The organism is Corynebacterium sp. HMSC064E10 (genome assembly GCF_001812505.1).
In the GTDB taxonomy this organism is placed as follows: Bacteria; Actinomycetota; Actinomycetes; order Mycobacteriales; family Mycobacteriaceae; genus Corynebacterium; species Corynebacterium amycolatum.
The window spans coordinates 17,056-41,470 of record NZ_KV809171.1 but is presented as its reverse complement, the minus strand read 5'-3'; the positions used below and the strand labels follow the sequence as shown (position 1 = coordinate 41,470).

19 protein-coding genes, 1 tRNA gene and 1 pseudogene are annotated in these 24,415 nt (G+C 58.1%); 8 read left to right on the top strand and 13 right to left on the bottom strand.

Translation table 11 applies throughout. From position 1 onward, the window contains the following. Positions 1-12: 12 nt before the first annotated feature. Complete coding sequence (gene adhP / locus HMPREF2860_RS00695; RefSeq protein WP_038626805.1) at positions 13-1,074, bottom strand: alcohol dehydrogenase AdhP; 1,062 nt, start codon at positions 1,072-1,074, stop codon at positions 13-15. 373 nt (positions 1,075-1,447) lie between these two features. Between adhP and HMPREF2860_RS00690 the strand changes: the two genes are divergently transcribed. From HMPREF2860_RS00690 to HMPREF2860_RS00680, 3 genes are all read left to right on the top strand, one after another. After that, positions 1,448-4,672 (top strand): (Fe-S)-binding protein, encoded by a 3,225-nt coding sequence (locus HMPREF2860_RS00690; RefSeq protein ID WP_070628455.1) that lies wholly within the window; start codon positions 1,448-1,450, stop codon positions 4,670-4,672. A gap of 189 nt (positions 4,673-4,861) precedes the next feature. Further along, positions 4,862-6,028, top strand: a complete 1,167-nt coding sequence (locus tag HMPREF2860_RS00685; RefSeq protein ID WP_070628454.1) for a histidine kinase — start codon at positions 4,862-4,864, stop codon at positions 6,026-6,028. Positions 6,029-6,161: 133 nt separating this feature from the next. Continuing rightward, entirely contained in the window at positions 6,162-6,815 is a 654-nt protein-coding gene (locus HMPREF2860_RS00680; protein ID WP_048760266.1) for a response regulator transcription factor, read from the top strand. 103 nt (positions 6,816-6,918) lie between these two features. Here HMPREF2860_RS00680 and HMPREF2860_RS00675 read toward each other — a convergent pair whose 3' ends face one another. Genes HMPREF2860_RS00675 through HMPREF2860_RS00665 form a run of 3 tightly spaced genes read right to left on the bottom strand, consistent with a single transcriptional unit; the run spans position 6,919 to position 8,842 of the window. After that, on the bottom strand, positions 6,919-7,518 hold the full coding sequence (locus HMPREF2860_RS00675) for a hypothetical protein (protein ID WP_048760263.1): 600 nt from the start codon (positions 7,516-7,518) through the stop codon (positions 6,919-6,921). An 8-nt stretch (positions 7,519-7,526) separates the two neighbouring features. Continuing rightward, on the bottom strand, positions 7,527-8,201 hold the full coding sequence (locus tag HMPREF2860_RS00670; RefSeq protein WP_048760262.1) for a hypothetical protein: 675 nt from the start codon (positions 8,199-8,201) through the stop codon (positions 7,527-7,529). Positions 8,202-8,248: 47 nt separating this feature from the next. Beyond that, complete coding sequence (locus HMPREF2860_RS00665) at positions 8,249-8,842, bottom strand: hypothetical protein (protein WP_016421574.1); 594 nt, start codon at positions 8,840-8,842, stop codon at positions 8,249-8,251. Between the two features lie 518 nt (positions 8,843-9,360). Between HMPREF2860_RS00665 and HMPREF2860_RS00660 the strand changes: the two genes are divergently transcribed. After that, complete coding sequence (locus tag HMPREF2860_RS00660; RefSeq protein ID WP_038626815.1) at positions 9,361-9,552, top strand: hypothetical protein; 192 nt, start codon at positions 9,361-9,363, stop codon at positions 9,550-9,552. A gap of 47 nt (positions 9,553-9,599) precedes the next feature. Here HMPREF2860_RS00660 and HMPREF2860_RS00655 read toward each other — a convergent pair. Next, positions 9,600-10,367 (bottom strand): annotated as a pseudogene (locus HMPREF2860_RS00655) (CE1759 family FMN reductase). After that, a complete protein-coding gene (locus HMPREF2860_RS00650; RefSeq protein WP_048760253.1) occupies positions 10,364-11,488 on the bottom strand; it encodes a CE1758 family FMN-dependent luciferase-like monooxygenase in 1,125 nt (374 codons plus the stop codon). Before HMPREF2860_RS00650 ends, HMPREF2860_RS00655 begins: the two are co-directional and overlap by 4 nt. Before the next feature lie 138 nt (positions 11,489-11,626). Between HMPREF2860_RS00650 and HMPREF2860_RS00645 the strand changes: the two genes are divergently transcribed. From HMPREF2860_RS00645 to HMPREF2860_RS00635, 3 genes are all read left to right on the top strand, one after another. Then, entirely contained in the window at positions 11,627-12,163 is a 537-nt protein-coding gene (locus HMPREF2860_RS00645; RefSeq protein WP_048760250.1) for a YceI family protein, read from the top strand. A 147-nt stretch (positions 12,164-12,310) separates the two neighbouring features. Then, positions 12,311-13,681, top strand: coding sequence for a pyridoxal phosphate-dependent aminotransferase (locus tag HMPREF2860_RS00640; protein WP_284847042.1), 1,371 nt, complete (start codon positions 12,311-12,313; stop codon positions 13,679-13,681). 496 nt (positions 13,682-14,177) lie between these two features. Then, the gene (locus tag HMPREF2860_RS00635; protein WP_048760247.1) at positions 14,178-15,680 is read left to right on the top strand and encodes a YibE/F family protein; all 1,503 of its coding nucleotides are present in this window, start codon (positions 14,178-14,180) and stop codon (positions 15,678-15,680) included. On the opposite strand, the gene HMPREF2860_RS00630 is transcribed toward HMPREF2860_RS00635, so the two are convergent. Next, positions 15,677-17,059 (bottom strand): UDP-glucose dehydrogenase family protein, encoded by a 1,383-nt coding sequence (locus HMPREF2860_RS00630; protein ID WP_048760243.1) that lies wholly within the window; start codon positions 17,057-17,059, stop codon positions 15,677-15,679. The genes HMPREF2860_RS00635 and HMPREF2860_RS00630 overlap by 4 nt on opposite strands. 188 nt (positions 17,060-17,247) lie before the next feature. Continuing rightward, a complete protein-coding gene (dcd, locus tag HMPREF2860_RS00625; protein WP_042388964.1) occupies positions 17,248-17,829 on the bottom strand; it encodes a dCTP deaminase in 582 nt (193 codons plus the stop codon). A gap of 206 nt (positions 17,830-18,035) precedes the next feature. On the opposite strand from dcd, the gene HMPREF2860_RS00620 reads away from it, so the two are divergent. Continuing rightward, a tRNA-Gly gene (locus tag HMPREF2860_RS00620) sits at positions 18,036-18,109 on the top strand. A gap of 34 nt (positions 18,110-18,143) precedes the next feature. On the opposite strand, the gene HMPREF2860_RS00615 is transcribed toward HMPREF2860_RS00620, so the two are convergent. From HMPREF2860_RS00615 to HMPREF2860_RS00595, 5 genes are read right to left on the bottom strand one after another with little or no spacing between them, the layout of a single operon-like run. Continuing rightward, positions 18,144-19,535 carry an ABC transporter ATP-binding protein gene (locus HMPREF2860_RS00615; RefSeq protein WP_016421583.1) on the bottom strand — a complete coding sequence of 464 codons (1,392 nt, stop codon included), beginning with the start codon at positions 19,533-19,535 and terminating at the stop codon, positions 18,144-18,146. Continuing rightward, on the bottom strand, positions 19,532-20,218 hold the full coding sequence (locus tag HMPREF2860_RS00610) for an energy-coupling factor transporter transmembrane component T family protein (RefSeq protein ID WP_070429406.1): 687 nt from the start codon (positions 20,216-20,218) through the stop codon (positions 19,532-19,534). Before HMPREF2860_RS00610 ends, HMPREF2860_RS00615 begins: the two co-directional genes overlap by 4 nt. Next, positions 20,211-20,807, bottom strand: coding sequence for an MptD family putative ECF transporter S component (locus tag HMPREF2860_RS00605; protein ID WP_016421585.1), 597 nt, complete (start codon positions 20,805-20,807; stop codon positions 20,211-20,213). The genes HMPREF2860_RS00610 and HMPREF2860_RS00605 overlap by 8 nt, the downstream gene beginning before the upstream one ends. A gap of 34 nt (positions 20,808-20,841) precedes the next feature. Continuing rightward, the gene (locus HMPREF2860_RS00600; protein WP_016421586.1) at positions 20,842-22,590 is read right to left on the bottom strand and encodes an ABC transporter ATP-binding protein; all 1,749 of its coding nucleotides are present in this window, start codon (positions 22,588-22,590) and stop codon (positions 20,842-20,844) included. Next, complete coding sequence (locus HMPREF2860_RS00595; protein ID WP_070429427.1) at positions 22,587-24,374, bottom strand: ABC transporter ATP-binding protein; 1,788 nt, start codon at positions 24,372-24,374, stop codon at positions 22,587-22,589. Before HMPREF2860_RS00595 ends, HMPREF2860_RS00600 begins: the two co-directional genes overlap by 4 nt. Between the last annotated feature and the right edge of the window lie 41 nt (positions 24,375-24,415).

Below are 24,415 nucleotides of genomic sequence, written 5' to 3'. Positions count from 1 at the left end.
TAACTCCTGGGGCTAGTAGCGAATGGCCATGCGACCATCGATCTTGCCCTGGCGCATCAGCTCGAAGACGTCATTAATCTCATGCAGCGAGCACTCCTTAACGGTCGGCTTGACCAGCCCGCGGGCGTAGAAGTCGAGAGCCTCGGCCATATCCTGGCGCGTGCCGACAAGTGAACCACGAATAGTGAGATTGCGGAAGACAATGTCGAACACACTCGCCGGGAACTCCCCCGGCGGAAGGCCATTGAAGACAATGGTTCCATCGCGGCGCGCCATACCAAGAGCCTGGCCGAACGCATCCCTATGGACAGCAGTGACCAGAATGCCGTGAGCTCCACCATCAGTATAGGCCTGAACCGCCTGGACCGGATCCTCATCCTTGGCGTTTACCACGAACTCGGCACCCCACTCCTTTGCGTGGTCGAGTTTGTCTTCCGCGATATCCACGGCGATTACACGCATACCCATCGCCTTGGCGTACTGGATCGCCAAATGCCCCAATCCACCGACGCCGGAGACCACCATAAACTGACCCGGCTTCGTCTCGGAAACCTTGAGGCCCTTATATACAGTCACGCCGGCGCAGAGAATCGGCGCAGCCTCCAGGTAGTCCACGCCCTCCGGTATGCGAGCGGCATACCGCGTGTCGACCAGCATGTACTCGCCAAAGGAACCGTCCTGGGTATAGCCGCCATACTCGGCGTCGTTGCACTGAGTCTCACGACCGGTCCGGCAGTACTCACAGTCACCACACGCGGACCACAGCCATGCATTGCCGACAATGTCACCCACGCTGACCGAATGCTTTCCAGGACCGAGCTCGATCACCTCACCGATTCCCTCATGCCCCGGAATGAAGGGCGGCTCCGGCTTCACCGGCCAGTCCCCCTCTGTCGCATGCAAGTCAGTGTGGCAGACGCCGGAGGCAATCAATTTCACGAGCGCCTGATTCAGCCCCGGCTTTGGCAGATCGACGTCGCGAACATTGAGGTTTGACCCGAATTCATCAACAACTGCGGCAGTGAACTGGGAGGACTGCCCAGAACGGACACGGTCTGGCTGCACGGAGGTCATAATCAATCAACTCCTTGACTGGTCGGAAAACAACTGACGTGCAACCCCACGCTTTTTGAAAACGGTTTGCATTAGAATATTTCGTTTCGTTTGTAAAACTATGGGGCGCAAAAGTCAGCATACAGTGACGCACGCCACGCTGTACACCCTTATTTTTCTAATGGAACATATTTAGAGCATGATCAGCGGACGGAATTAAGAAACCCATTCGTTGCGAAAATCGCCGAAAACGCGCAGGTTACACCGCATAGCCATGATTTCAGCACTAATTACGGCGTTAGTTATGTACACGTCCATGGCTCGTGATACAACTCACAAGAGAACTATTTTCACTCAGCCATCACCCTGGCTGAGCCAGCCCAGAAGGAACATCATGAGCGTGCTCAACCTCGCCGAGGCGGCGACTGAGACGGCAATGATTCCGGAATCTACCGGTTTCACCATCGCGGTCGGCGTCATTGGCGTCCTCTTGTCCCTGCCCTGCTGGTTCGTCTTCATCAAGGGCTTCACCCATATGGTGAAGACCATCATGGTGGGCCAGAAGACCTACGGTCACACCGGTGACTGGGGATCACGAATCTGGACCACGATCCGCGAGATCGTTGGCCACACCAAGATGAGCAAGAAGCCGGGCGTAGCCGTGGCCCACTGGTTCGTCATGGTCGGATTCCTCCTCGGATCACTGGTCTGGTTCGAGGCATACATCCAGACCTTCTGGCCTGCCGGCGGCTGGCCAATCCTGAAGGATCTGACGCTGTGGCATTTCGTCGATGAAATCCTGGGTGTCGGTACGACCCTGGGCATCCTGACACTGATCCTCGTCCGCCAGACCAACCTGGGCAAGGAGCGCCTGAGCCGCTTCTACGGCTCCAACGCCAAGGCTGCCTACTTCGTAGAGGCTGTCGTCCTCATCGAGGGCCTGGGCATGATGTTCGTCAAGGCTGCCAAGCTGGCTACCTACGGCGACCACGGTCACACTGGCGCCGAGGTCTGGAACTGGGCGAACTTCGTCACCGGTGGTATCGCACAGATTCTGCCGGCCTCCGAAGTCATGGTGTCCATCTTCGCGCTGATTAAGCTGCTGTCCGGTATGGTCTGGCTCTTCGTTGTTGGCCGCAACCTGACTTGGGGTGTCGCATGGCACCGCTTCCTGGCATTCGCCAACATCCTGCTCAAGCGCAACGCTGATGGCTACAACGCCCTCGCTGGCGCTAAGCCGATGACCTCTAACGGCGAGATTTTGAACCTGGAAGAAGCTGACCCAGAAGTTGACTCCATGGGTACCGGTGTGGTCACCGACCACTCCTGGAAGGCTCTGCTGGACTTCACCTCTTGTACTGAGTGTGGTCGCTGCCAGGAGCAGTGCCCGGCATGGAACACTTCCAAGCCACTGTCCCCGAAGCTGCTGGTTAACCAGCTGCGTGACCACGCTTACGCTTCCGCCCCGTACCTGCTGGCTGGCGAGACCATCGAAACCGCTCGCGAGGGCGAAGGCGCTGGCGCCGCACTGCTGACCAAGCCGCTGGTTGGCGACGGCGACGAGGGCATCATCGACCAGGATGTCCTGTGGTCCTGTACCAACTGTGGTGCCTGTGTCGAGCAGTGCCCGGTTGACATTGAGCACATCGACCACATCGTTGATATGCGCCGCTACCAGGTTCTGGTTGAGTCGGACTTCCCGACCGAGCTGGCTGGCCTGTTCAAGAACCTCGAGACCAAGGGCAACCCGTGGGGCCAGAACGCTTCCACTCGTGCCGACTGGATCAACGAGGTCCGCAAGGAAGGCGTCGTCGTCCCGATTTGGGGCGAGGATGTCGAGAGCTTCGACGACACCGAGTACCTGTTCTGGGTCGGTTGTGCCGGTGCTTACGACGACAATGCGAAGAAGACCACCAAGGCTGTTGCGGAGATGCTTTACACCGCCGGTGTGAAGTACGCTGTGCTCTCCCAGGCTGAGGGTTGTACTGGTGATTCCGCTCGCCGCGCTGGTAACGAGTTCCTCTTCCAGATGCTGGCTGAGCAGAACATCGAACAGCTCGATGAGGTCTTCGACGGTGTCCCACCGAAGCAGCGCAAGATTGTCGTCACCTGTGCGCACTGCTTCAACACCTTCAAGAACGAGTACCCAGAGCTGGGCGGGCAGTACGAAGTTGTCCACCACACCCAGCTGCTAAATAAGCTGGTTCGCGCTAACCGTCTGCAGCCGGTTGCTTCCGGCCAGGGCCGCCAGGTCACCTACCACGACCCATGCTTCCTGGGCCGCCACAACAAGGTATTCGAGGCTCCGCGTGAGCTGATTGGCGCGTCCGGCGCTAACCTCGTCGAAATGCCTCGTAATAAGAACACCGGCTTCTGCTGTGGTGCTGGTGGCGCGCGTATGTGGATGGAAGAGACCATCGGTCAGCGCATCAACGTGAACCGCACCGAAGAGGCTGTCGGAACCGGTGCTGAGGCAATTGCCATCGGCTGCCCGTTCTGTAAGACGATGATGAACGATGGCGTCAACAACGTCATCGAGGACGACGAGAAGAAGCCGGAGGTCCTGGACATCGCCCAGATGCTCCGTGACTCCGTGAAGGTCGACGGCGAGCTGCCGCAGGCACGCGAACCGGAGTGGATTGAGCAGCCAGAGCGTGGCTGGGTCGATCCGAAGAAGGCTGAAGAGGAAGAGCGCCTGCGCCTCGAGGAAGAGGACGCTAAGCGCAAGAAGGCTGAGGCTGCCGAGAAGAAGAAGGCAGAGAAGGCTGCTGCCGGCGCTGGTGCCGCAGCTGCTGGTGCTGCTGCAGGCGCTGCCACCAAGGGCGGCGCTCCGACTCCGGGTGGTGCCAAGAAGGGCGCTCCATCTCCAGGTGGAGCTCCAAAGCCTGGCGGCGCTAAGGCCGGTGCTCCAACTCCGGGCAGCGCCAAGAAGGGTGCCCCGACCCCAGGTGGCGCCAAGTCCGGTGCCCCGACCCCAGGTGGCGCGAAGAAGGGCGCCCCGACCCCAGGTGGCGCGAAGAAGGGTGCTCCGGTTCCGGGCGGCGCCAAGGCTGCTAAGCCGGCCACGCAGGCAGAGCCAGCAGCTGCGGAAACCGAAGCTCCGGCTGAGACCCCGAAGGCAACCAAGGGCGCACCGATTCCGGGTGGCGCACGCAAGGGCGCCCCTGTCCCAGGTGGCGCTAAGAAGGCAGCTCCAGCCGCCAAGCCGAAGGCCGAGGAAGCTACTCCTGCCGAGGACACCGCTGCCGAGGTAGCGGCCACCGAGTCCAAGCAGCCAGCAGCTGAGCAGCCGAAGACCGCATCCGGTGCTCCGGTTCCGGGTGGCGCACGTAAGGGTGCTCCGATTCCGGGTGGCGCACGCAAGGCCAAGCCAGTCGCTAGCGCCCCTGCCCCGGCAGTCAAGGAAACCGAGGCTCAGGAAGCATCTGCCCAGCCAGAGGCGGAGCAGGCTCCGGAACAGCCAAAGGTTACCGAAGAGCAGGCGACGGAAGAAGCCACCTCCACCGAGCAGGCTGCTGATGCTCCTACCGAGGAGACGCAGGCACCGTCGGCAAGCGCAAAGAACCTTCCGCGCAACCAGCACGGAGTTCCGCTGCCAGGATCGGCGCGACGTAAGTAACACTCGCTAAGTAAGCAAGGATCCGCCCGAGAGATTATTCTCTTCGGGCGGATTTTTTGTGCTTTACGACGACCCCTGCGCCGCGGCATTAATCATGCAAATGGCACTCTCAATCGTGCTGACAATATATTGGTTACTGATTCTCGACAGAGGTGACCGCGTTGTGGTGTGGAAAGGGGTCTTGGCGTCGTGATTAAAAAATCGCTGTCACAGATAAGAGACTTTCTGAGGACTCCGGGGTCATTGGAGATGGTCATTGCGCTGGTCCTCACCGCGCTCGATGCACTGGTTTTCCGCGAGAGCAACTCTGACCTATTGTTGTCGTCCATTATCGGCGGCCTGCAGGTCATTCTCGTTGCAGTAGCGACGTATTTGCCTCTCTTTGCCATGGTGGTCGTCCCAGCGAATTTCTTGGCACTGGCTTTCCTTCCTACGGAGCAAGCGCCAATGCAGATTTTCTGTGCGCTTCTCATCGTGGAAGTATTGCGTGCTAACAACAACAAGACGCCGGCGAAAATTACTGTGCTACTGCTGTTGGTGATTTCAAATTACGACGTAAACACAAATACTTTCGCACGCGATCATGTCGCGACCTTCGTAACAACGCTGCTTTTTGTAATTGCCTACGCCATCGGCATGATGCGCAGTCGCTACAAAGAGCAACGCCAGCAGGCAAGGATTGAATCTAACCGCGCTCTGGAAGAGCAACGCCTCGAGTTGGCGACCGTACTGCACGACTCCACCGCCAAGTCTTTTACTCGCGTAACCATGCTCGCGCAGGCGCTCGCCATCGAGCGGGAAGGAACAGATGAAAAACTTGAAGAATCCCTGGAGGACATTGCAGCGACCTCCCGTGAAGGGCTACTGCAGCTGCGTCAGCTGCTTTCACTGTTAAAGTCCGCCGACGAAGAGAGTTCTTTGACATCTGCGATCGGCCAGGATGAGCGAGTTCCCAGCATGAACAGGGTGCTCCAACAGGCCAAGGATGAACTGCAGGAGGCTGGGTTTAACGTTTCGCTGGCCACGAGGATTGAAACCGAACCCTCGTTGGCGCAGATTTCAGAAGTTATCTCACCGGCGCTTTCAGAGTTCTGCACAAACATTCAAAAGTACGGCGAACCACAAACGAACGTACACATTCTGGCGCTGGGCAATGTGGAGGATGGCTTCACGCTCGACATCAGCAATCAGATATCTAAAGCGCTACCGCATTTTCTACCACGGGCGATGCTCTCGAGTGGCTTGGGGCTTTCCTCACTGCATCATCGAGTGCGGCCGTGGGACGGTTCAATCACGACAGAACGAGAAGGAAATGTGTGGAATACCAAACTCCACATGCCACTTACCAACCAGTAGGTTACGCTAGCGTAGGATTGATACTGTAGCTCATTGTGGCGAATATGACTCTCGAAAAGTCCTGGTTAGCGTAGTACTATCGCACGAAGACAGATATTGTTCGGTTTTTATGAAATCACTGAAAGGTTCGCGGATGTCTGACATTAAGGTTCTCATTGTCGATGACGACCCACTCGTACTCTCGACGCTGCGAACCTACTTCAAGAAGGCACCGCACATTACCGTGGTCGATGAAGCCTGCGATGGACACGAGGCCCTCAACATCATTGCCCGCGGTGGCATTGACGTAGTTTTGACCGATATTCATATGCCCAACATGGACGGCGTTGAGCTGCTTGAGCGCATTAAGAAGGTGGAGAATCCGCCAAAATTCATCGCTATCACCTCATTTGATACCGATGAAACAATGCTGAAAATCTTGAGCCTCGGCGGAAATGGCTACATCCTCAAGACCGCCCGCCCGGAGTCAGTCATCGGCACCGTCGAAGATGTCTTCCAGGGCGGTACCGTCATCTCGCCAATTTCTGCGACTCGACTGATTAAAACCCTGCCGTCCCGCAATATCTCCTCGTACAAGATCACTCACGCCGAAAGAGAGGTTCTCGGCCTGATCTGTCGCGGAAAGTCGAACCACGACATCGCCAAGGAACTGGGCAAGTCGCCGGGCACCATCAAGAAGCATCTCTCCAGCATGTTCAATAAGTTTGGGGCTACCTCGCGGCTGGACTTGGCCCTGAAAGCAATAGACGCAGGCTTCCAGCCGCCGGCATCCGCCGCCGCGCAGTAGCAAAACAGCGGGTAGCAAAACAGCGGGTAGCAAAAAGGGGCCTATTCACTTTCGTGAATAGGCCCCTTTCACCCGTGCTGTGTGTGGAGAGAGAACTGTGTAACTACTGAATGGTCACCTCGACATGTCGCTCACGGGGAGCCACGCCGAAGTAGCTGCGACCAGTGGGCTGCCACGTCTTCGAGTTGGCGTTGCAGCGGACTGTCTGTCCGGCGAACTCGTCAACCAGGAATCCCCAGCTCAGACGACCAGTTTCACCCTTGCGTACTTCGTATGGTCCGATCTTCTGCCCGAGGCTCCAAACCATCTCTCGGGAGTATTCCCAGGAGTATTTGCGGTTAAGCTCCTTGCTGACCTTCACACTGACGGAGATGTTGGTCCACCACTTCTTGGTCTTAGACTCCTTGATGGTCTGAGTCAGCGGAATCGGCTCATCGCCGATGTCATTTTTCGTAGAAACAACGCCCTCAACGTCGTAGCGTGAGCCGGTGATTTCCACGAACTCGGCCACCGAACCCGGCGCTTCACAAGTGGTTCCCGGCGCCGGACCGCGGTCAACTGCCGCTGGCTTGGGCACAGGCACCCACTCCTCCGGAGCAAACGGCTCGCCAGCTCCTGGATTCGGGGCGGCCACTGCTGTCGGAGCGCCAAGTCCGAGCGCAAAGACCGTCGTCAAGCACATGGCGACAACACTCTTTTTCATAACTGCTCCTAGTCGTTGATCGTGGCGGATGCCGGGCCGCCGTCACCTGAGTTACCGCTGACAGGCGCCCACTGCTGACGGTGCTCGCCCTCCTTGGTGGTCTTGTGCCAGACCACGAAGCGAGTCGACGGACCCTTGCCGTTGTACTCACCGAAGTAGGGCTCGCCGCGCCACAGGCCGGTCTTCTGATCGCAGGTGCGGACGCGGCCGATGAAGGACTTCATATGCACGCCGTAATCTGCGCGAACGGTCTCACCGGGGTTGACGGTCACCGGGCCCAGCTTGTCGCCAACAGACCACTGACTGACCTCGACGATGCCGTACTTGTTCTTCACCCCGTGGAGGAACACGTCCCACATATTTCCGGAGCTCATTGCCTTCACGGACTCGTTGACTCCCTCAGTCACCTCGAGGGTGTACTGGATCGGACGGTCGGTGCGGTTGGTGAATGAGTTAGTGCCGTTGTAGCGGTCCCATTCGTCGGTAATCCACTGCTCCCAAGGGTGACGCTTGGCATCGTTGACCGGGTCACACTTATCGGTGTTGATGAAACCGGTGTGGTGCTCATCTTGGTCGGGGGTCTGGGTCAGCGGGGTCGCAGCGACCTGTCCGACGATGCCTGGTGCAAGAAGACTTGCACCCATCACCGCGCAGGCCAGGGCCTTCTTTTTCAGGCTCAACATGGAGAAACTTCCTTCTACTTCGAGGTCTTAAAGAGGCTCAGCCCGTCTTAGACGGCGTACTCCTTGACCTGCGGAGCAGCACCGTCCACGGAGCGATCAGCTTCGTTGGCGCGCATGGAAACGCGAATGTGGCGCTCCTTCGGGATGGTGCCCCAGTACGGACGACCTGCGTCAATCCACTTTCCGCCCTTGCAGGTCAGGTGAGTACCTTCGAAGGACTGGTTCAGGAAGCCATACTCCAGAACACCGGTGTAGCCAGGCTTGACCGGGTACGGGCCGAGGGTCTGGCCAACTTCCCAGGTCTGAGTGGACTGGTAGCCGGCGCTGAAGGTGACATGGAAGAGCTTGAGCAGGTCGAAGTCGACCGAACCGCCGACGTTCCAGGACTTGGTCTTGCCCTCCTTGAGGGTCTGGGTCAGCGGCAGGTCGGTATCGCCGTAGTTAGCGACGGTGGCGGTACCTTCGACCTCGAACTTCGAGCCGGTGATCTTCAGGGACTGGCCGGACTGGCCTTCAACGGAGCAGGTGCCACCGACGGTGCCCGGGGTGGGGGCTGGGGCAGCTTCGGCCATCGGGGCGACAGCCAGCGAGGACATGGTAACCAGGGCTGCAATGGAGCCGGAGAGCAGGGTCTTCTTCACGGCGAAATCCTTTCAGGGCGTGACGAACAACTCGTAAGGAAATACTTGAACTAACACCTGCTAAGGTAAGTCGAAATTCAGCCTTTTGTAATGGAAAATTTTCGACTCTCTTTACGACGGCCACAGCGATTATCCACATAGTAAAAATGGAATCTCACAGATTTCTGCCTTGCGAAAATACGGTATATTACAGCGTGTGACCAGCGATTATGAGCGCCACAATAAAATTTCAGCGATTAATTTAATCGCATTAGAACTACGCCTTTTGAACCAATTCAAAAATGCCTTGGTCAGCCACTTGGTATTAGGCAATCAACATTTCGGCCACTAACCTACCTACATAAAGACACCAGAGAGTAGCCGAGTGGCCACCCCCAGCCGCGGGCAGACGAAGGGTCCCTCACGCTTCACACTCTTGATTAAATAGTTATGATTTCTTTATTAATCACTGGCGAAGTCCGGCAGTCCACAAAGCCCTGACACTTTGCCGAGGCAGATATCTTTCGGAGTACTACCTAATGTTTCGACGCACTTCTGTTCTTGCTACCACCATTGCATCCGCAGCACTTTCCCTAGGCGCGCTGACCGGCACCCCGGCCGCTGCCGCAGCACCGACAGCTACAACCGGCAGCGACGACCTACAGGTTAAGGAATACGCTCTTTCCGATACCTTCTCTTGCGACTACTACAACCTTCCGTGGTGCCGCTAATAGAGCGCCGGTCTCTCCCCTGCCCTCCCCTTCACGCGAGAGCGCGGCTACTTCGCGGTGCCGTCGAGCCCCTCTAGCAGTGTGGCAAAATCCGTGACGTTAGCATCCACCTGCGTGTTCGTACTGCGCCGATGGTTCGGCGCACCAACACCTTGATTGCCCTCACTGACCCCGTCTGCTGAATGTGCTGCACCCTTTTCTTCAGCTTCGTTCCCAAAATCTGGACCAAAACCGACTACGGCCGAGCGAACACCGACAAGGTACTCGGCAAGCTCACGAGCTGCACGCACGACGCGATTACTCATCTCCGCGCCGGATACTCCGCCGGTGCCATCGCCGGCACCATCGCCAGCGCCAAAGTCCTCGGTCGCTGCAAATACAGCAGTCGGCATAACGGTCGCACGAAAGTAGCTAAACAGCGGACGCATCGCATACTCCAGCACCAAAGAATGACGCGCCGTGCCAGCAGTCGCAGCAATGATGACCGGCATGGAGGTCAACGCATCCTTATCCAGGGCATCGAAGAACATCTTGAACAGTCCCGAGTAGGACGCTGCGAACACTGGAGTCGCGGCAATCAATCCATCAGCACCGCTGACAGTATCGAGGGCAGTGCGCAATTTTTCGTCGTAAAGCCCTGTGGACATCCCAGCGCCAAGGCTGACAGCGAGTTCGCGCAGCTCAACCTACTCGATTTCGAGACCTTCGCCACGCTTGGAAACCTGCACGTCGACGGCTTCCGCGATGCGATCAGCGAGAATGCGCGTGGTTGATGGGGCAGAAACGCCGGCACTTACAACGACGAGGTTTTTCACCGCTGATTCCTTTCAGCCGGGCGGACGAGAAGGTGCGGGGAATCTGCACCCTCGGCAGCCAGCGAGGCATGCGTCGGCGGGTCGGAAGGCACGTGCGCCGGACGGCGGCGCTCGAACTCTTCACGCAAGACCGGAACGATTTCGGTTCCCAGGATTTCAACCTGCTCCAACGCCATCTCCAGCGGCAGGCCGGCGTGATCGATGAGGAATAGCTGGCGCTGGTAGTCACCAACGGCATCTGCATAGCCCAGGTAACGTTCGATGATTTGCTCAGGCGTGCCGACGGTCAGCGGTGTAATGTGCTCGAATTCTTCCAATGATGGCCCATGTCCATAGACCGGCGCATTGTCGAAGTACGGGCGGAAAACTTCCTTGGCCTTCTTCTCCGTCTCAGCGGCGAAGACCTGCCCGCCAAGCCCGACGATCGCCTGGTCAGCAGCGCCGTGGCCGTAGTGCTCAAAGCGCTGGCGGTAGAGATTGACCATGGCTGTGGTGTGCTCGATATTCCAGAAAATGTGATTGTGGAAGAAGCCGTCACCATAGAAGGCGGCCTGCTCGGCAATCTCGGTGGACCGAATGGAGCCGTGCCACACGAAAGGCGCTACACCGTCGAGCGGACGCGGGGTGGACGTAAAGGACTGCAGCGGAGTGCGGAATTGACCTTGCCAATCCACATTCTCTTCACGCCAGAGGGTGCGCAGCAGGTGGTAATTCTCAATAGCCAGCGGAATCCCTTTACGGATATCCTTGCCAAACCACGGATAAACCGGCCCAGTGTTGCCACGGCCCATCATAAGATCCATGCGTCCTTCGGAAAGGTGCTGGAGGTAGGCGTAATCCTCGGCGATGCGCACGGGGTCGGTGGTGGTAATCAGCGTTGTCGAGGTCGACAGAATCAGATTTTCGGTCTGTGCTGCAAGGTTCGCTAACAGAATCGGCGGGTTCGCCGGCGCCACAAACGGTGGATTGTGGTGCTGGCCGGTCGCAAAGACATCGAGGCCAACCTCTTCGGCCTTCTTCGCTAGTGCGACAGTTGCCTTAATTCGCTCATGTTCAGTAGGGATTTGTCCGGTCGTGGGGTCTTTTGTGACGTCGCCAATTGTAAAAATTCCGAATTGCATGGCTCCATGTTAAGACCTTTTTGTTGACACGTCATCTCCCTCGGGCTTATAGTTGACACGTCACCACCGGAAGTTGGTTCCGGCGGACAAAAATACTTCGAAACATTCGAGATACTTTTAACTTTTAGGAGATTCGCTATGACTCTTCAGTCTGGTAACTACGTTCTTGATGCACAGCACTCCACTGTTGGATTTACCGTTCGCCACGCAATGATTACTAAGGTCCACGGTCAGTTCACTGAGTTTGAGTCCGTTATTAATTTTGATGCCGACAAGCCGGAGAATTCCACGGCCAAGGCAACCATTCAGGCAGACTCCATCAACACCAACAATGAAGAGCGCGACAACCACCTACGCTCGAAGGACTTCTTCGGCACCGACGAAAACCCGACCTTCGAGTTTGCCTCCACCGCTATCGAGCTCCAGAGCGAAGAAAAGGCCACCGTTACCGGCGACCTGACCATTAACGGCATTACCAAGCCGGTCACCCTGGATGTCGACATTTTCGGCTCCGCTGAAGACCCATGGGGTCAGACTCGCGTTGGTTTCGAGGCAGCTACCAAGATTGACCGCACCGATTTCGGTATCGACTACAACGCTCCTATTAAGACTGGCGGCCTGCTCCTTGGCAATGAGATTTCCCTGCAGATCGACGGCTCCGCAGTTAAGCAGTAACTAGCGCAGCTAACGGTTAAGAAAACCTGATACTAAGCGCCTTGCATGGACATGCAGGGCGCTTTTTCGCACTAAATGGGCAGTTAATCTGCCCCCAATGAAAGAAAAAGCATGGTGTGAGCGCAAAAAGGTGGCATGCTTAGACAGGTGAGTTCCAGTAAAGATACTTCCCAGGGCACCGAAACCACCAACGAGCCAACACAGGACGCACAGGCTGCGCAGGCCGCTCAGGCCGAGCAGTCCCGTGCCGCCCGCGTTGCCGCCCGTCGTGGAAACATCAGGGCGCCTCGCCGCACTCCGCTGAAGACACTGGACCAATCCTCCAAGCTGCAGAATGTCCTCTACGACATCCGCGGTCCGGTGACTACTCTCGCAGAGCAGATGGAGGCCGACGGCCACCGCATTATGATGCTCAACACCGGAAACCCGGCAAAGTTCGGTTTTGATGCACCCGACACCATCGTGCAGGACATGGTCCGCGCCCTTCCTCATGCACAGGGCTACTCCGAGTCCAAGGGCATTTACTCCGCACGCCGTGCCGTCGTCACGCGCTATGAAATGGATCCTGAGTTCCCACGTTTCGACGTCGACGACGTCTGGCTGGGCAACGGCGTCTCCGAGCTGATTTCCATCACTACGCAGGCGCTGCTCAACGAAGGTGACGAAGTCCTCATTCCCGCTCCGGATTACCCGTTGTGGACTGCGGCCACCACCCTCGCCGGCGGCAAGGCCGTCCACTACACGTGCGATGAGGAGAATAACTGGGCGCCGGACGTCGAAGACATTCGTTCGAAGGTGACCGATCGCACGAAGGCGATTGTCATCATCAACCCAAATAACCCGACTGGCGCCGTCTACTCGCGTCAGACACTCGAGGCCATCGTCGAAATCGCTCGCGAGCACTCGTTGCTGCTGCTTTCCGACGAAATCTACGACCGTATCCTCTACGATGATGCACAGCATATTTCCACTGCTTCGCTGGCTCCGGATCTGCTCTGCATCACCTTCAACGGTCTGTCCAAGACCTACCGCGTGGCCGGTTACCGCGCGGGCTGGATGGTGCTGACTGGCCCGAAGCGCCACGCAGAGGGTTTCATCGAGGGCATCAACCTGCTGGCCAGTACTCGTCTGTGCCCGAATGTTCCTGCTCAGCACGGCATTCAGGTCGCGCTTGGCGGCTACCAGTCCATCAACGACCTCGTCCTGCCGGGCGGTCGCCTACTGGAGCAGCGCAATGTCGCCTACGAGGGGCTGACCTCAATTCCGGGTGTGAGCTGCGTGAAGCCGATGGGCGCGATGTACGCATTCCCGAAGCTGGATCCAAACGTCTACGAAATCCACGACGACGAAAAGCTGATGCTCGACATCCTGCGTGAAGAGAAGATTCTGATGGTCGGCGGCTCTGGCTTCAACTACCCGACCCCGGATCACTTCCGCATTGTTACGCTGCCCTGGGCACGCGACCTGAAGGAAGCCATCGAGCGCCTGGGTAACTTCCTGGCCAGCTACAAGCAGTAGCAGGACTTAAGGTTGCGCACGCTGCTGGTTCTGCCCTTCTCACATATCGATGCGCTATTCACTTATGGCCACACTGGAGCGCATCGATGAGTGAGTATTGCATCGATAGGTGGGCCATAGCGCTGATAGCCCCGGCTCGGCGCGCCGGAATGGCGGTACGCCTTCCGGTGCTGGCACAGCGATTAGGTTATTAAGAGTGGGCAGGCATTCAAAAGATTCAATGAACTCTGGTAACCAGCAACCTTTTCGCGTTTCGGCGGGTTCCGACATAGGTGCGCATCTCGACGTACTGAAGAACTCGAACAGCGGCTCCCCTACCGGCCGGTTCCGGGCTGTCAATGCCGCGAATCAACCCAACTCTGAAACCTCGGCTGCCCCAGCACGACATGCGGAACCTGCCGCACATTCAAAACCAGCACCGGCACCGCAAACCGCACCTGCACAAGCCGAATCAAAACTGACGAAACCACGACACAACCCCACAAGAGCACGTCGCTTGCTGGCCACAGTTCTTACAGTTGCTGGCATTGCGACTTTCCTCGCAGTGATTGGGCTCTGGCCATCGGGCGAGGCTCCGAGTCCGGGGCCGGGATTCCTACAGTCACAGACGTCAGCTGCAGAGACGGTCAAAGGATCCGTCGTAAAGCACAGCGTCGGTGCGTGCAATTCGCCTGACAACGGTCGTGTCTTCGACGACCAGCCGCGACCAGGGCTGACGGCTTCCCTCAACGACTCAGCTGCGCCGAAGTGCCAGCTCTCGGTCATTGAACTGACCTCGGGCCCGGACGAGGGCAAGAAGACGCTGCTGGAGGCATCCGGCTTGCCCGGCGAGATTGAGCTGAAGGAGGGCGACAAGGTCGTCCTGGCAATTCACCGTCCGAACGCGGCTGGTACCGGAGCTTTTGACAATGGTGTTGTGCCGGATCCTGGGTTGATGGCGCCACCTCCCGGCATTGTTCCCGCGCCTGCCCCTGAGGGCGCAGAGGATGCGCCTGCACCAGCCCCAGAGACTCCCGCACCGGCTCCGGAACATGCTCCCGAAGCACCACCGGCTCCAGCACCCGAGCAGGAACCAGCGCCTGAGCCCGGTGCAGACACCCCCGCTGCCCCTGCTGCTCCCGTTGCCGACACCAACATCGTCGACCTCGCACCTCATCAGGTTGCCGACACCGCTGACATCGGCAACACTTACACTTTCCTAGACATGGACCGCACCACGACGATCTGGTTGTGGCTCGGCGCGGCGGTGCTGCTCATCGTCCTAGTCGGCATGACCCGCGGTGTCTTGAGCCTCCTCGGTCTCGGCATCACACTGGCCGCAGTGATGGGATTCCTCGTTCCGGCATTGCTACGCGGCGGCGACCCGGTGGCCTTGGCTATCACGACGGGCGCGGCGATTCTCTTCCCGGTGCTCTTCCTCGTGCATGGCATCAATTGGAAGTCAGCTTCCGCGCTGGCGGGGACGCTCACCACGATGGTGCTGGCGGCGGGCTTGGCCAACCTCGCGATCTCGACGTCGCAGCTGCGTGGTCTCGGCAATGAGGACAACCTGCTCATTCAGCTCTACCTGCCTGACGTCTCCGTCACGGGCTTGCTTCTGGCGGGCTTCATCATTGGCGCGTTGGGTGTGCTTAACGACGTCACCATCGCCCAGGCCTCGACCGTCCAGGAGCTCTACGAAGCAGCTCCGCGGTCGCGGCCTATGGAGGTCTTCCGCTCGGCAATGCGCGTCGGCCGCGACCACATCGCGTCGATGGTCTACACGCTGGTACTGGCGTACCTCGGCACCGCACTGCCGCTGTCGATTTTGTTAAGCGTCTCCGACCGGCCGCTAATGCAGTCGTTGACCTCCGACGTGGTGGCCACTGAGCTGCTGCGTTCCATCATCGGTGCGGTGGCCTTGGTACTCGCGGTGCCGATTACCACCCTCATCGCCGCCTATACCGTGGCGCCGGAGGGCATGAAGTTCCCGAAGCGCTCAAGAGAGGCAAGCATTTAGCCGCGACCGAGGCAGGTGACATCCCAGCCTGCGGCACGCCACTTGTCGGCTGGCAGGCAGTTGCGGCCATCGAGAACCGCTGCGCGCTTGACCAGCTTCTTCGCAGCTACCGGGTCGATCTCGCGGAACTGCTGCCACTCGGTGGCGACGACGACCATCTCCGAGCCTTCCAGGGCCGCTTCGATGCTCGGCGCGTACTCCAAGGTTGGGAAATTCTTCTTGGCATTCTCCATGGCCTGCGGGTCATAAACACTCACCGAAGCGCCCGCCAGAGACAGCGAACCGGCAATCGACAGCGCCGGAGAGTCACGCACATCGTCGGAGTTTGGCTTAAAGGCCGCACCCAACACAGTCACAGTGTGACCGAGCAGCGAGCCGCCGAAGCTGCCACGCACCAGGTCAACGGTCTTTTCACGGCGACGCATGTTAATTGCATCGACCTCGCGCAGGAAGGTCAACGCCTGGTCAACGCCCAGCTCACCGGCGCGGGCCATGAATGCGCGGATATCCTTCGGCAGGCAACCACCACCGAAGCCCAGTCCCGCATTGAGGAAGCGCCGGCCAATTCGGGCGTCCATACCGATGGCGTCGGCAAGCGTAGTGATATCCGCACCTGTGACCTCACAGATTTCGGAGACCGCGTTGATGAAGGAAATCTTGGTGGCGAGGAATGCGTTCGCCGACACCTTCACCAGCTCTGCGGTGGCCGTGTCCGCGACGATGAACGGTGTCTCGCGCTCGATGATGGGGCCGAAGCACTCGCGCAGGCCGTCCTCTCCGATGGATTCAACTTCCTGACCTGCACCATTGAGGATCATGCCCGGCTTCTGCACACCCAGTACCACACGGTCCGGCTCCAGGGTGTCCTTTACCGCGAAGCCCTCACGCAGGAACTCCGGGTTCCAGGCGATCTCGAGGCTGGTGTTCTTCAACTGCTCATCACCAGATGCGGCGCGCTCGCTGATTATCTCCGCAGCCAGTTCCTGCAGGCGCGGCGCGGTACCGACGGGCACGGTGGACTTACCAAACACCAAGTGCTTGCCGACGACGCGCTTAGCCAATTCGGTTACAGCGGCGTCCACATAGCGAACGTCAGCAGCGTAAGAGCCCTTAATCTGCGGAGTTCCCACGCCTACAAAGTGGACGTTCGCGAATTCAACGGCCTCGTCGTAGTCAGTGGTGAAACGTAGACGCCCCGACTCAACGTGCTTCTTCAGCAGTTCGGGCAAACCAGGCTCGAAGAAAGGAACTTGACCTGCGGACAATGCCTCAATCTTGGCGGGATCAACATCTACGCCGAGAACCTCGTGCCCCAACTCCGCCATTGCTGCGGCGTGAGTGGCACCAAGGTAACCCGTACCAATAACCGTAATACGCATGAGGGCTATTATTTATCGAAAGATAAAAGGCCTTCAAGCCGATTTAACCCTTAAATGGTGTGAACTAAAGGCTCATCTTTAGGCTTTCCACCTGCGAAAACTCTTTATCGAACAATTGTTTCCGTTTCTTCACCGAGAATTCACTCGGGGCTATTCGCAATTCATTTATGTCCCGAGGTCCCGAAGTCTTATTCCTCATCACGGAAGTTGAGGTACGCACGCGACGGCGTCGGACCGCGCTGCCCCTGGTACTTCGAACCGAGCTTGCCGGAACCGTAAGGCACCTCCGCCGGCGAGGACATCTTGAACAACGCCAGCTGGCCGACCTTCATGTTCGGCCACAGTGCAATGGGCAAGTTTGCGACGTTGGACAGCTCCAGCGTGATGTGGCCAGAAAATCCTGGGTCAATAAAGCCGGCTGTCGAGTGCGTTGCCAAGCCCAGACGCCCCAGCGAGGACTTACCCTCCAGACGGCCTGCCAAATTCGGCGGAATGGTGAAGTACTCCAAGGTCGATGCCAGGACGAACTCGCCCGGGTGAAGAATGAAGGGCTGCCCTTCGGGAACCTCGTGTGGGGATGTCAGCTCTTCCTGTGGCAGCTTCGGATCGATGTGCGTGTATTGGGAGTTGTTGAAGACTCGGAAGAACTTATCCAGGCGCACGTCGATAGACGAAGGCTGAATCATCTTCGGGTCGAAAGGATCAATGCCGAGATGGTCGGAGCCTTCGGCATCGATAGCGGCACGAATATCACGATCTGAGAGCAACACATAGACCAGCTTAACCGCTCTGTAATGCACAGCGTGTGTCGGTTGCAGGATAAACCCCACTAAATTCAGTGGAACGGCTGCCAACCAATTTTTTCGACGCGAATCGAGAGTGCTACATTGAAGTTACAGAGGGCGACTGATTGCCTGCATGTCACATCTACTGTGCCAATCTCGTGGCGTGCTTTTAATCATTCCGCCTACTGTGTGCCGATGTAGTTCAATGGTAGAACTCCTGCTTCCCAAGCAGGCGGCGCGGGTTCGATTCCCGTCATCGGCTCCACTATGACGTCGAAAATGATAAGTAGGCGTTTGCGTTAGCAGGCGTTGATTTGGTCGAGGCGGACGCTATGGTCGGCGACCTCGGTAACGAGTTCAGCGTCGTGGGTGATGACAATGACGACGGCACCAGTGTCAGCGAGTTTACGCATTACCCGGGAAATCGCGACAAGGTGCTTGTAGCCAACACCGGACGTGGGCTCGTCGAAGATGTAAACTTTCTTGTTCGCAGCAAGCGCTGTAGCAATAACCAGGCGTTGGCGTTGCCCGCCAGAGAGTGCTTGGGGATGATCAGCCTCGTGGTCGGCAAGGTCGAGTTCTTCAAGGATCGCGTGGGCATCGATGCGTTGCTTTTCGGCTTTGGTCGTGCCGAGCGTGACTTCGTCAATGACTGTGTCCGAGAACAACTGTCGGGTAGGGTCTTGCATCACAAGGTAGGAGTCACGGCTGGTGAATTTCTGTCCATTGAGTGTGATGGATGTATGCTTGGCCTTTTCAAGTCCGCAGACGATCCGTGCCAGTGTTGATTTGCCCGACCCGCACGGGCCCAACAGTGCAGTGATTTTCCCTTCCGGGAAGAGCACATGGTCGATGTTGAGGACTGTGTTTCCGTGGCGGTAGGCGAAGGTGAGGTTGTCGATCGTGAGCCCATCTCCTGCCGGTTGCGGTAGCTGCGGCATGGGCACGGGCACAAGGGATCGCAGTCCAAGCTGTTTGCGCTCCTCATCCGAGGTAGCGTAGAACTCTTCGCCGGTTGCGGTGAGGGCGATATTGCCTTTGTCGAAGCAGTAGACGCGGTCGACAATCCCGGCGAGGAAACTCAGCCGGTGTTCAGCGATGATGATGGTGTGCCCGTCTTTTTTGAGCCGGGCGATGAGCGTGGCGAGTTGGTCGATAACGTCAGCGGACAAGTTCGCGGTCGGCTCGTCAAAGACGATCAGCGACGTGTTGTTGCACATGGCGACGGCGCAGGCCACGCGTTGCATCTGCCCACCCGACAGTTGTGTGACGCGGGATTCCAACTGGTCGGCGATACCTAACTCGGCGGCAACCTCGTCAATGCGGGCACTAATCTCCTGCGGGTCGCGGCCGAGATTTTCTGGGCCGAAGGCGAGTTCTTGGCGCACGTGAGTGGTGTAGAACTGGGTGCGCGGGTTTTGAAACACTGTCGAACAGTGGTGGGCAAGCTCTGATAGATCTACTCGTGCCACGTCAATGTCGTCGACTGTGACGCTTCCGGTAAGGTCGCCGTCGTGGAAGTGCGGGATCAGCCCGTTAAACAGCCGTAGCGCGGTAGTTTTCCCTGACCCAGACGCGCCGCACAGCAAGGTGACGGTTCCAGGTGTGATGGTGATGGTTGCGTCTGTGATTGAGGGGTGGTCTGCTCCCCGATAGGTGAAGGTGACGCCGGTGGCTTGGGCTGTTGTCATAGGGTGATTCTCCATATCGCGAAGCCGATAACGATGAGCAGAATGACCGCGTCGACCACCCGGAATTTCACGACCGTGACTGAGGTAGGCTTTGCGGTTCCGCCCAGTCCGCGTACAAGGGCAGCAGATGCCAGTTCGTCCCCGCTTCGCACCACGGTCGATAGCAGCGGGATCGTGAAGTACTGGGCCGCGCGCAGGGAAAGCGCGGACATCCCGCGAAGCTTCATCGCATCTGAGATCGCTTTAACCTCGTGGCCGATCACGGGCAGCACCCGTAACGCGACTGAGATAGGGATCGTCAAACAAGTCGGGATTCGTGAGCTGGCTAGTGCTTTTTGCAAGGTGGCAGGTCGGATTACACCGATCGCGTATGCGCCCATGCCTGCGCTGACGCTGAATCGCCACATCCACTGCAGAAACAGCACGAGGAATGCGCTGGCTGTTGATTTCCAGACCAGGGGTATCACATAAACGAGCCCACCGAGGACCGCAAACGTGGCCAGGTAGACGGCCACCCAGCTCGGGCGCACGAGCGTGTTGGGGTTGATCGAGGCGCTCGCCAGCATCACGGCAGCGAATCCGCCCAGAGCACACACGAACCACGGCGAGTAGGAACTGTAGATCGTGGTGGAGACGATGACGAGCGCTACGATAATCGTGCGCGGGTCGGGAAGTTTAGACAAGACCGGCCCGTTCAAAGTGTTTGCGCGCGACCCTGGTTCCCAACAGACCAGCAAGCCAGCCAACGATGAGCATCACGACGAAGAAGCCCAACAGAATCGGGATAGTGACAACCTGGGCCATCTTCGCGGCATACTCGGCGCCCATTTGTTCGGCGATCTGCGACATATATGCCTCTTGGTTCATAAATAGCGGCATCCACGGTGACACGTAGATCGGCAGAATAAACAGTGCGTATGCCAGCGGAACGCGAACCTTCACGCTCTTCGGCCCCTTGGTGATGACTAGGTCGGCGAGCAGGCCGAATACAGCGGCGATCGCGATGCCGCCCACCCAGTGGCCGGTCACGAAGAAGAGGATTTCGATGAGGATCAGCATGATGGTCAATGCCCCCATCTTCGGAGTGCGTGCTGTGAACAGCGCAAAGACGATGCCGTTAACGAGGATAGAAAGCAAGAAGCCGGCATACATGGCGACGGGGATGAACCCGAGCATTCCGAATGCAAACACGATGACGAACATCAAGGCAGTGAAGACGCCGATGTTGATGAAGTCGCGCGTGTTGAGGCGCGAGGATGTGCGTGTGGACATAGTTTTTCCTTTTATGTGCTGATATGCGCTGTGTTTAGACGAGTTGCCATCCGCCTGCGTTGATGCGCTCTTGCCAGAAATCGCGGTATTGACCCGGCTGGTTGACCAGCTCGTCGTGAGGCCCGCGCTGGGCGATACGCCCACCGTGGGAGAGCACAATAATTTGGTCAGCTTGGCGAATGGTTTCCAGTTTGTGGGCGATCACGATCAGCGTGGAGTGCTTGCGTAGCTCGTTCATCGCCGCAACAATGTTGGCTTCATTTTCCGCGTCCAATGCGCTGGTGGCCTCATCGAACAGCACGATCGGGGCCTTCTTCACCAAGGCGCGAGCGATGGACACTCGTTGGCGTTCCCCACCTGACAGTGCACGCCCGCCAGCGCCCGCCAATGAATTCCAGCCATCTGGGAGGCGGTTGACGATTTCCGTCACGCCCGACAGGTCAGCGGCCCACCTGATTTCTTCATCGGTAGCTTCTGGGTTGCCAAGGCGAATGTTGGCCTCAAGCGTGTCATTGAATAAGTAGACGTCTTGGAAGACCAGGGATATCTGGCGCATCAAATCTTCGGTGGTCTGCTCACGCACATCAACCCCGCCAACGCGCACGCTGCCGGACTGCACATCCCAGAAACGTGCAACCAACCGGGCGATCGTCGTCTTCCCGCACCCAGATGGACCAACCAGGGCACACATGCCGCCTTGCGGGACATGGAAGGAAAAATCACGGAGAACCGGGGTGTCCGGATCGTAGCCGAAGGTCACATCATCGAAGCGAACATCACCAGGAGCGCTCACCGGTGTGGAGGTGACAGGTTCGGACAGTTCGGGAGCGTCCATGACCTTGTCGACGTGGTTCATCTGCTGGCGGCGTTCTTCCAGCCCAGATATATTTCCGCCAATGTCTTGGAGCATGGTGGTGAACCGCAGGCACATGCCGATTGTCACCAAGGCGTTCAGCGCATTCATCTGCCCGCCGAGGGTGAGTTGGGCGGTGAGCCAGATCATCACCACAATGAGCGCTTGGACGAACATCCCATTAATCAGGTTCGCTAGTGTTTCGAACCACAATGCTTTGCGGCCCTTGCGGTCAGCCTGGTCGAAAGCCTGATCAAGGGCCGGGTAGTCGTCGGCGACGTGACAGGAACGCAATGCACCTTGGCAGGTGGCGAATTCGACCATGCGAGCCGCCAACTCTGACTCGGCTGGTTCGGAAACCTTCTTGCCCTTATCGAGAAGCACACGGGAGATATGGAGGAAGGCAAGCATGATCGGGAACGCGATCGTCAAGGTCAGTCCCAGCCGCCAATCCCAGAACCAGGTTCCCACAGTGACTACGAGCACGGCTGAGAGTTTTTGGACGAGGGAGAAAATGAAATGTGCCGCCGACTCGCCCAAGTCCATCATTTCCTTGGTGACCATGCGCGACAGTCGGCCAGAGCTACCCGAATCGAACACTCCCAGTGGTAGGCGGGCTACTTTGTTACCTACTGCCTGGTGGACGTCGTGAATGAATCCAAGCGCGCCGATATAGCCGGTGCGCATGCCATAAAACTCCGTGCCCACGCCCAGCACCGCGAACACCGCCAAGGCGATGAGCCAGCCCCAAAACGACAGCCCCCACACCGGCATTCCGGTCGCCAAGGCGCTTGCTGCAGGGAGTAGCGCGAGCAGGGCAAAGCCGTGACACAGTCCTGAGACCGCACCCCACGCTTGACCGACCGAGAGGTCTCGCCACGAGGTGGGTTCCATCAAACGCTTAAAGCGTGGCAGCAATAGTTGATTCATCGTTTCATCTCCTCGCATGCACCTTGGGCAAGAAGTGCCTGATAGTGCGCATTACCCAACAGCTCGTCGTGTTTACCGACCACAGCAATGCCCCCGCGTTCCATGACGACAATTTGGTCTGCCCCTCTGATCGAGGCCAGTCGGTGGGCGATCACAATCACGGTTCTGCCTTTGGCAAGAGTCGAGAGAGCTTGTTGGATTTTCGATTCCGATTCCGGGTCCGCCATCGCCGTCGCCTCGTCCAGCACCAACACTGGGGCATCAACCATGAGCGCCCGGGCGATCGCGATACGGGCTGCCTGCCCGCCCGAAACGTGGGTGTCCTCCCCCAACACAGTGTCGTAACCATCGGGCAGGCTCATGATGAACTCGTCGATCTGCGCTGCTCTCGCTGCCTGCCGCACCTGCTCCAAGGTTGCGTCTCGCGCGCCCAGGGCAATGTTGTTGTGGATGGTGTCGCGAATAAGCTGTGCATCTTGCAGGACGAATGCGACCGTCGAATACAACACATCCTGGGAAATGCTCTTTAGATCAACCCCGCCGATGGTGATCGTGCCAGCGTCCGGGTCATCGAAGCGGGCAATTAAACTCGCCAACGTCGACTTCCCCGCACCCGACGGGCCAACCAGCGCGGTCACCGTGCCTGCCGGAATGCTCAGGCTCACCTCGTCTAATGCCTGGGTGTCGTCATAGGCATACGACACACCCCGAATCTCGATATCATGACCGTGTGGTGTCTGTGGCGCATCGGGCTGACTCAACGCCGGTAGCTCCATGACATTCACCAGCCGTACTGCCGCTGAACCTGCGAGCTGATAAGACCAGGCGATGGTTGCGACTGCCATCAACGCTCCCGGCAGCACCAAGGCGATCAACGTCGTCGTTATCACCTCGTAGATGCTCACCCAACCGGCGTTCATCATCAACGCGCCACCGCCAAGGTTCACGATCAACAGCACCGGGATCGACACCCACGAAAATGAGGCGACCGACATCGACACCAGCGGCATACACCACGCCCGGTAGAACTTAGAAAACTCGTTAGCTGCATCTAAATAGGCTTTATGTGCTTGGCCGACCTTGCCGAACGCTTTCACCACTGAGATACCGGCAACGAACTCGGCCATCGTTGCCGAAACCTGAGCGAGCTTGGTGTCCATTTCCGCGGTCTTCTCATTCATCCCTCGCATCGACATGCCATACATGCCCACATAAACCGGAATCGTTGCAATCGACAGCAGAGCGAGCCGCCAATCCACCACGAACGCATAGGCCAACAAGGCGAGCGGGGAGACGATTGCGTTCAGTTTCTCGATCGGCCCGTGTGCGATCACTGTGTGCACCGTGGCCGTATCATCCTGAATGGTCTTGCGGATCTTCCCTTCGCCCTCGCGGGTAAACCACGACAGCGGAGCAGTCGACATTCGGGCGGCAATTTGCCGACGCATCTGATTACGCAACGACAGGTCAATAAAATGCGTCACGCCCAACGCAACAAAATACAAAGTCAACCGCGCCATGTAAGCAGAAACAAGGAGCATCACGATCCAGTTCACCCGCGCCGGGTCCACCCGGTCTTGCATCAGCGCAGCTCCCAGCTCCACCAAAGCCACATAGGGTGCGATAGCCAACACCCCAGAGGCGAACGTTAAGGCCTGCGCGATAAACAGTTTGCCTTTCACCGGCTGCGATAGCTGACGGATCGCGTTCTGGCCAGCGACTGATTTTTCCTTCGCCGACCCATACTCGCCTTCAACAACCTGATCCGTTGCACTTTCGTTCACGTAAGCACCATCCTTCTTAGGCATGCCTAACCTTACTATAT

What these genes read in the sequence shown, in the direction of transcription:
- HMPREF2860_RS00615 (WP_016421583.1), bottom strand. Translation starts at nt 19,535, where the DNA reads ATGACAACAGCCCAAGCCACCGGCGTCACCTTCACCTATCGGGGAGCA.
- HMPREF2860_RS00670 (WP_048760262.1), bottom strand. Translation starts at nt 8,201, where the DNA reads ATGTTGAGCCTGAAAAAGAAGGCCCTGGCCTGCGCGGTGATGGGTGCA.
- HMPREF2860_RS00630 (WP_048760243.1), bottom strand. Translation starts at nt 17,059, where the DNA reads ATGCGTATTACGGTTATTGGTACGGGTTACCTTGGTGCCACTCACGCC.
- HMPREF2860_RS00600 (WP_016421586.1), bottom strand. Translation starts at nt 22,590, where the DNA reads ATGAATCAACTATTGCTGCCACGCTTTAAGCGTTTGATGGAACCCACC.
- HMPREF2860_RS00690 (WP_070628455.1), top strand. Translation starts at nt 1,448, where the DNA reads ATGAGCGTGCTCAACCTCGCCGAGGCGGCGACTGAGACGGCAATGATT.
- HMPREF2860_RS00605 (WP_016421585.1), bottom strand. Translation starts at nt 20,807, where the DNA reads ATGTCCACACGCACATCCTCGCGCCTCAACACGCGCGACTTCATCAAC.
- HMPREF2860_RS00660 (WP_038626815.1), top strand. Translation starts at nt 9,361, where the DNA reads ATGTTTCGACGCACTTCTGTTCTTGCTACCACCATTGCATCCGCAGCA.
- HMPREF2860_RS00645 (WP_048760250.1), top strand. Translation starts at nt 11,627, where the DNA reads ATGACTCTTCAGTCTGGTAACTACGTTCTTGATGCACAGCACTCCACT.
- HMPREF2860_RS00680 (WP_048760266.1), top strand. Translation starts at nt 6,162, where the DNA reads ATGTCTGACATTAAGGTTCTCATTGTCGATGACGACCCACTCGTACTC.
- HMPREF2860_RS00650 (WP_048760253.1), bottom strand. Translation starts at nt 11,488, where the DNA reads ATGCAATTCGGAATTTTTACAATTGGCGACGTCACAAAAGACCCCACG.
- HMPREF2860_RS00675 (WP_048760263.1), bottom strand. Translation starts at nt 7,518, where the DNA reads ATGAAAAAGAGTGTTGTCGCCATGTGCTTGACGACGGTCTTTGCGCTC.
- adhP (WP_038626805.1), bottom strand. Translation starts at nt 1,074, where the DNA reads ATGACCTCCGTGCAGCCAGACCGTGTCCGTTCTGGGCAGTCCTCCCAG.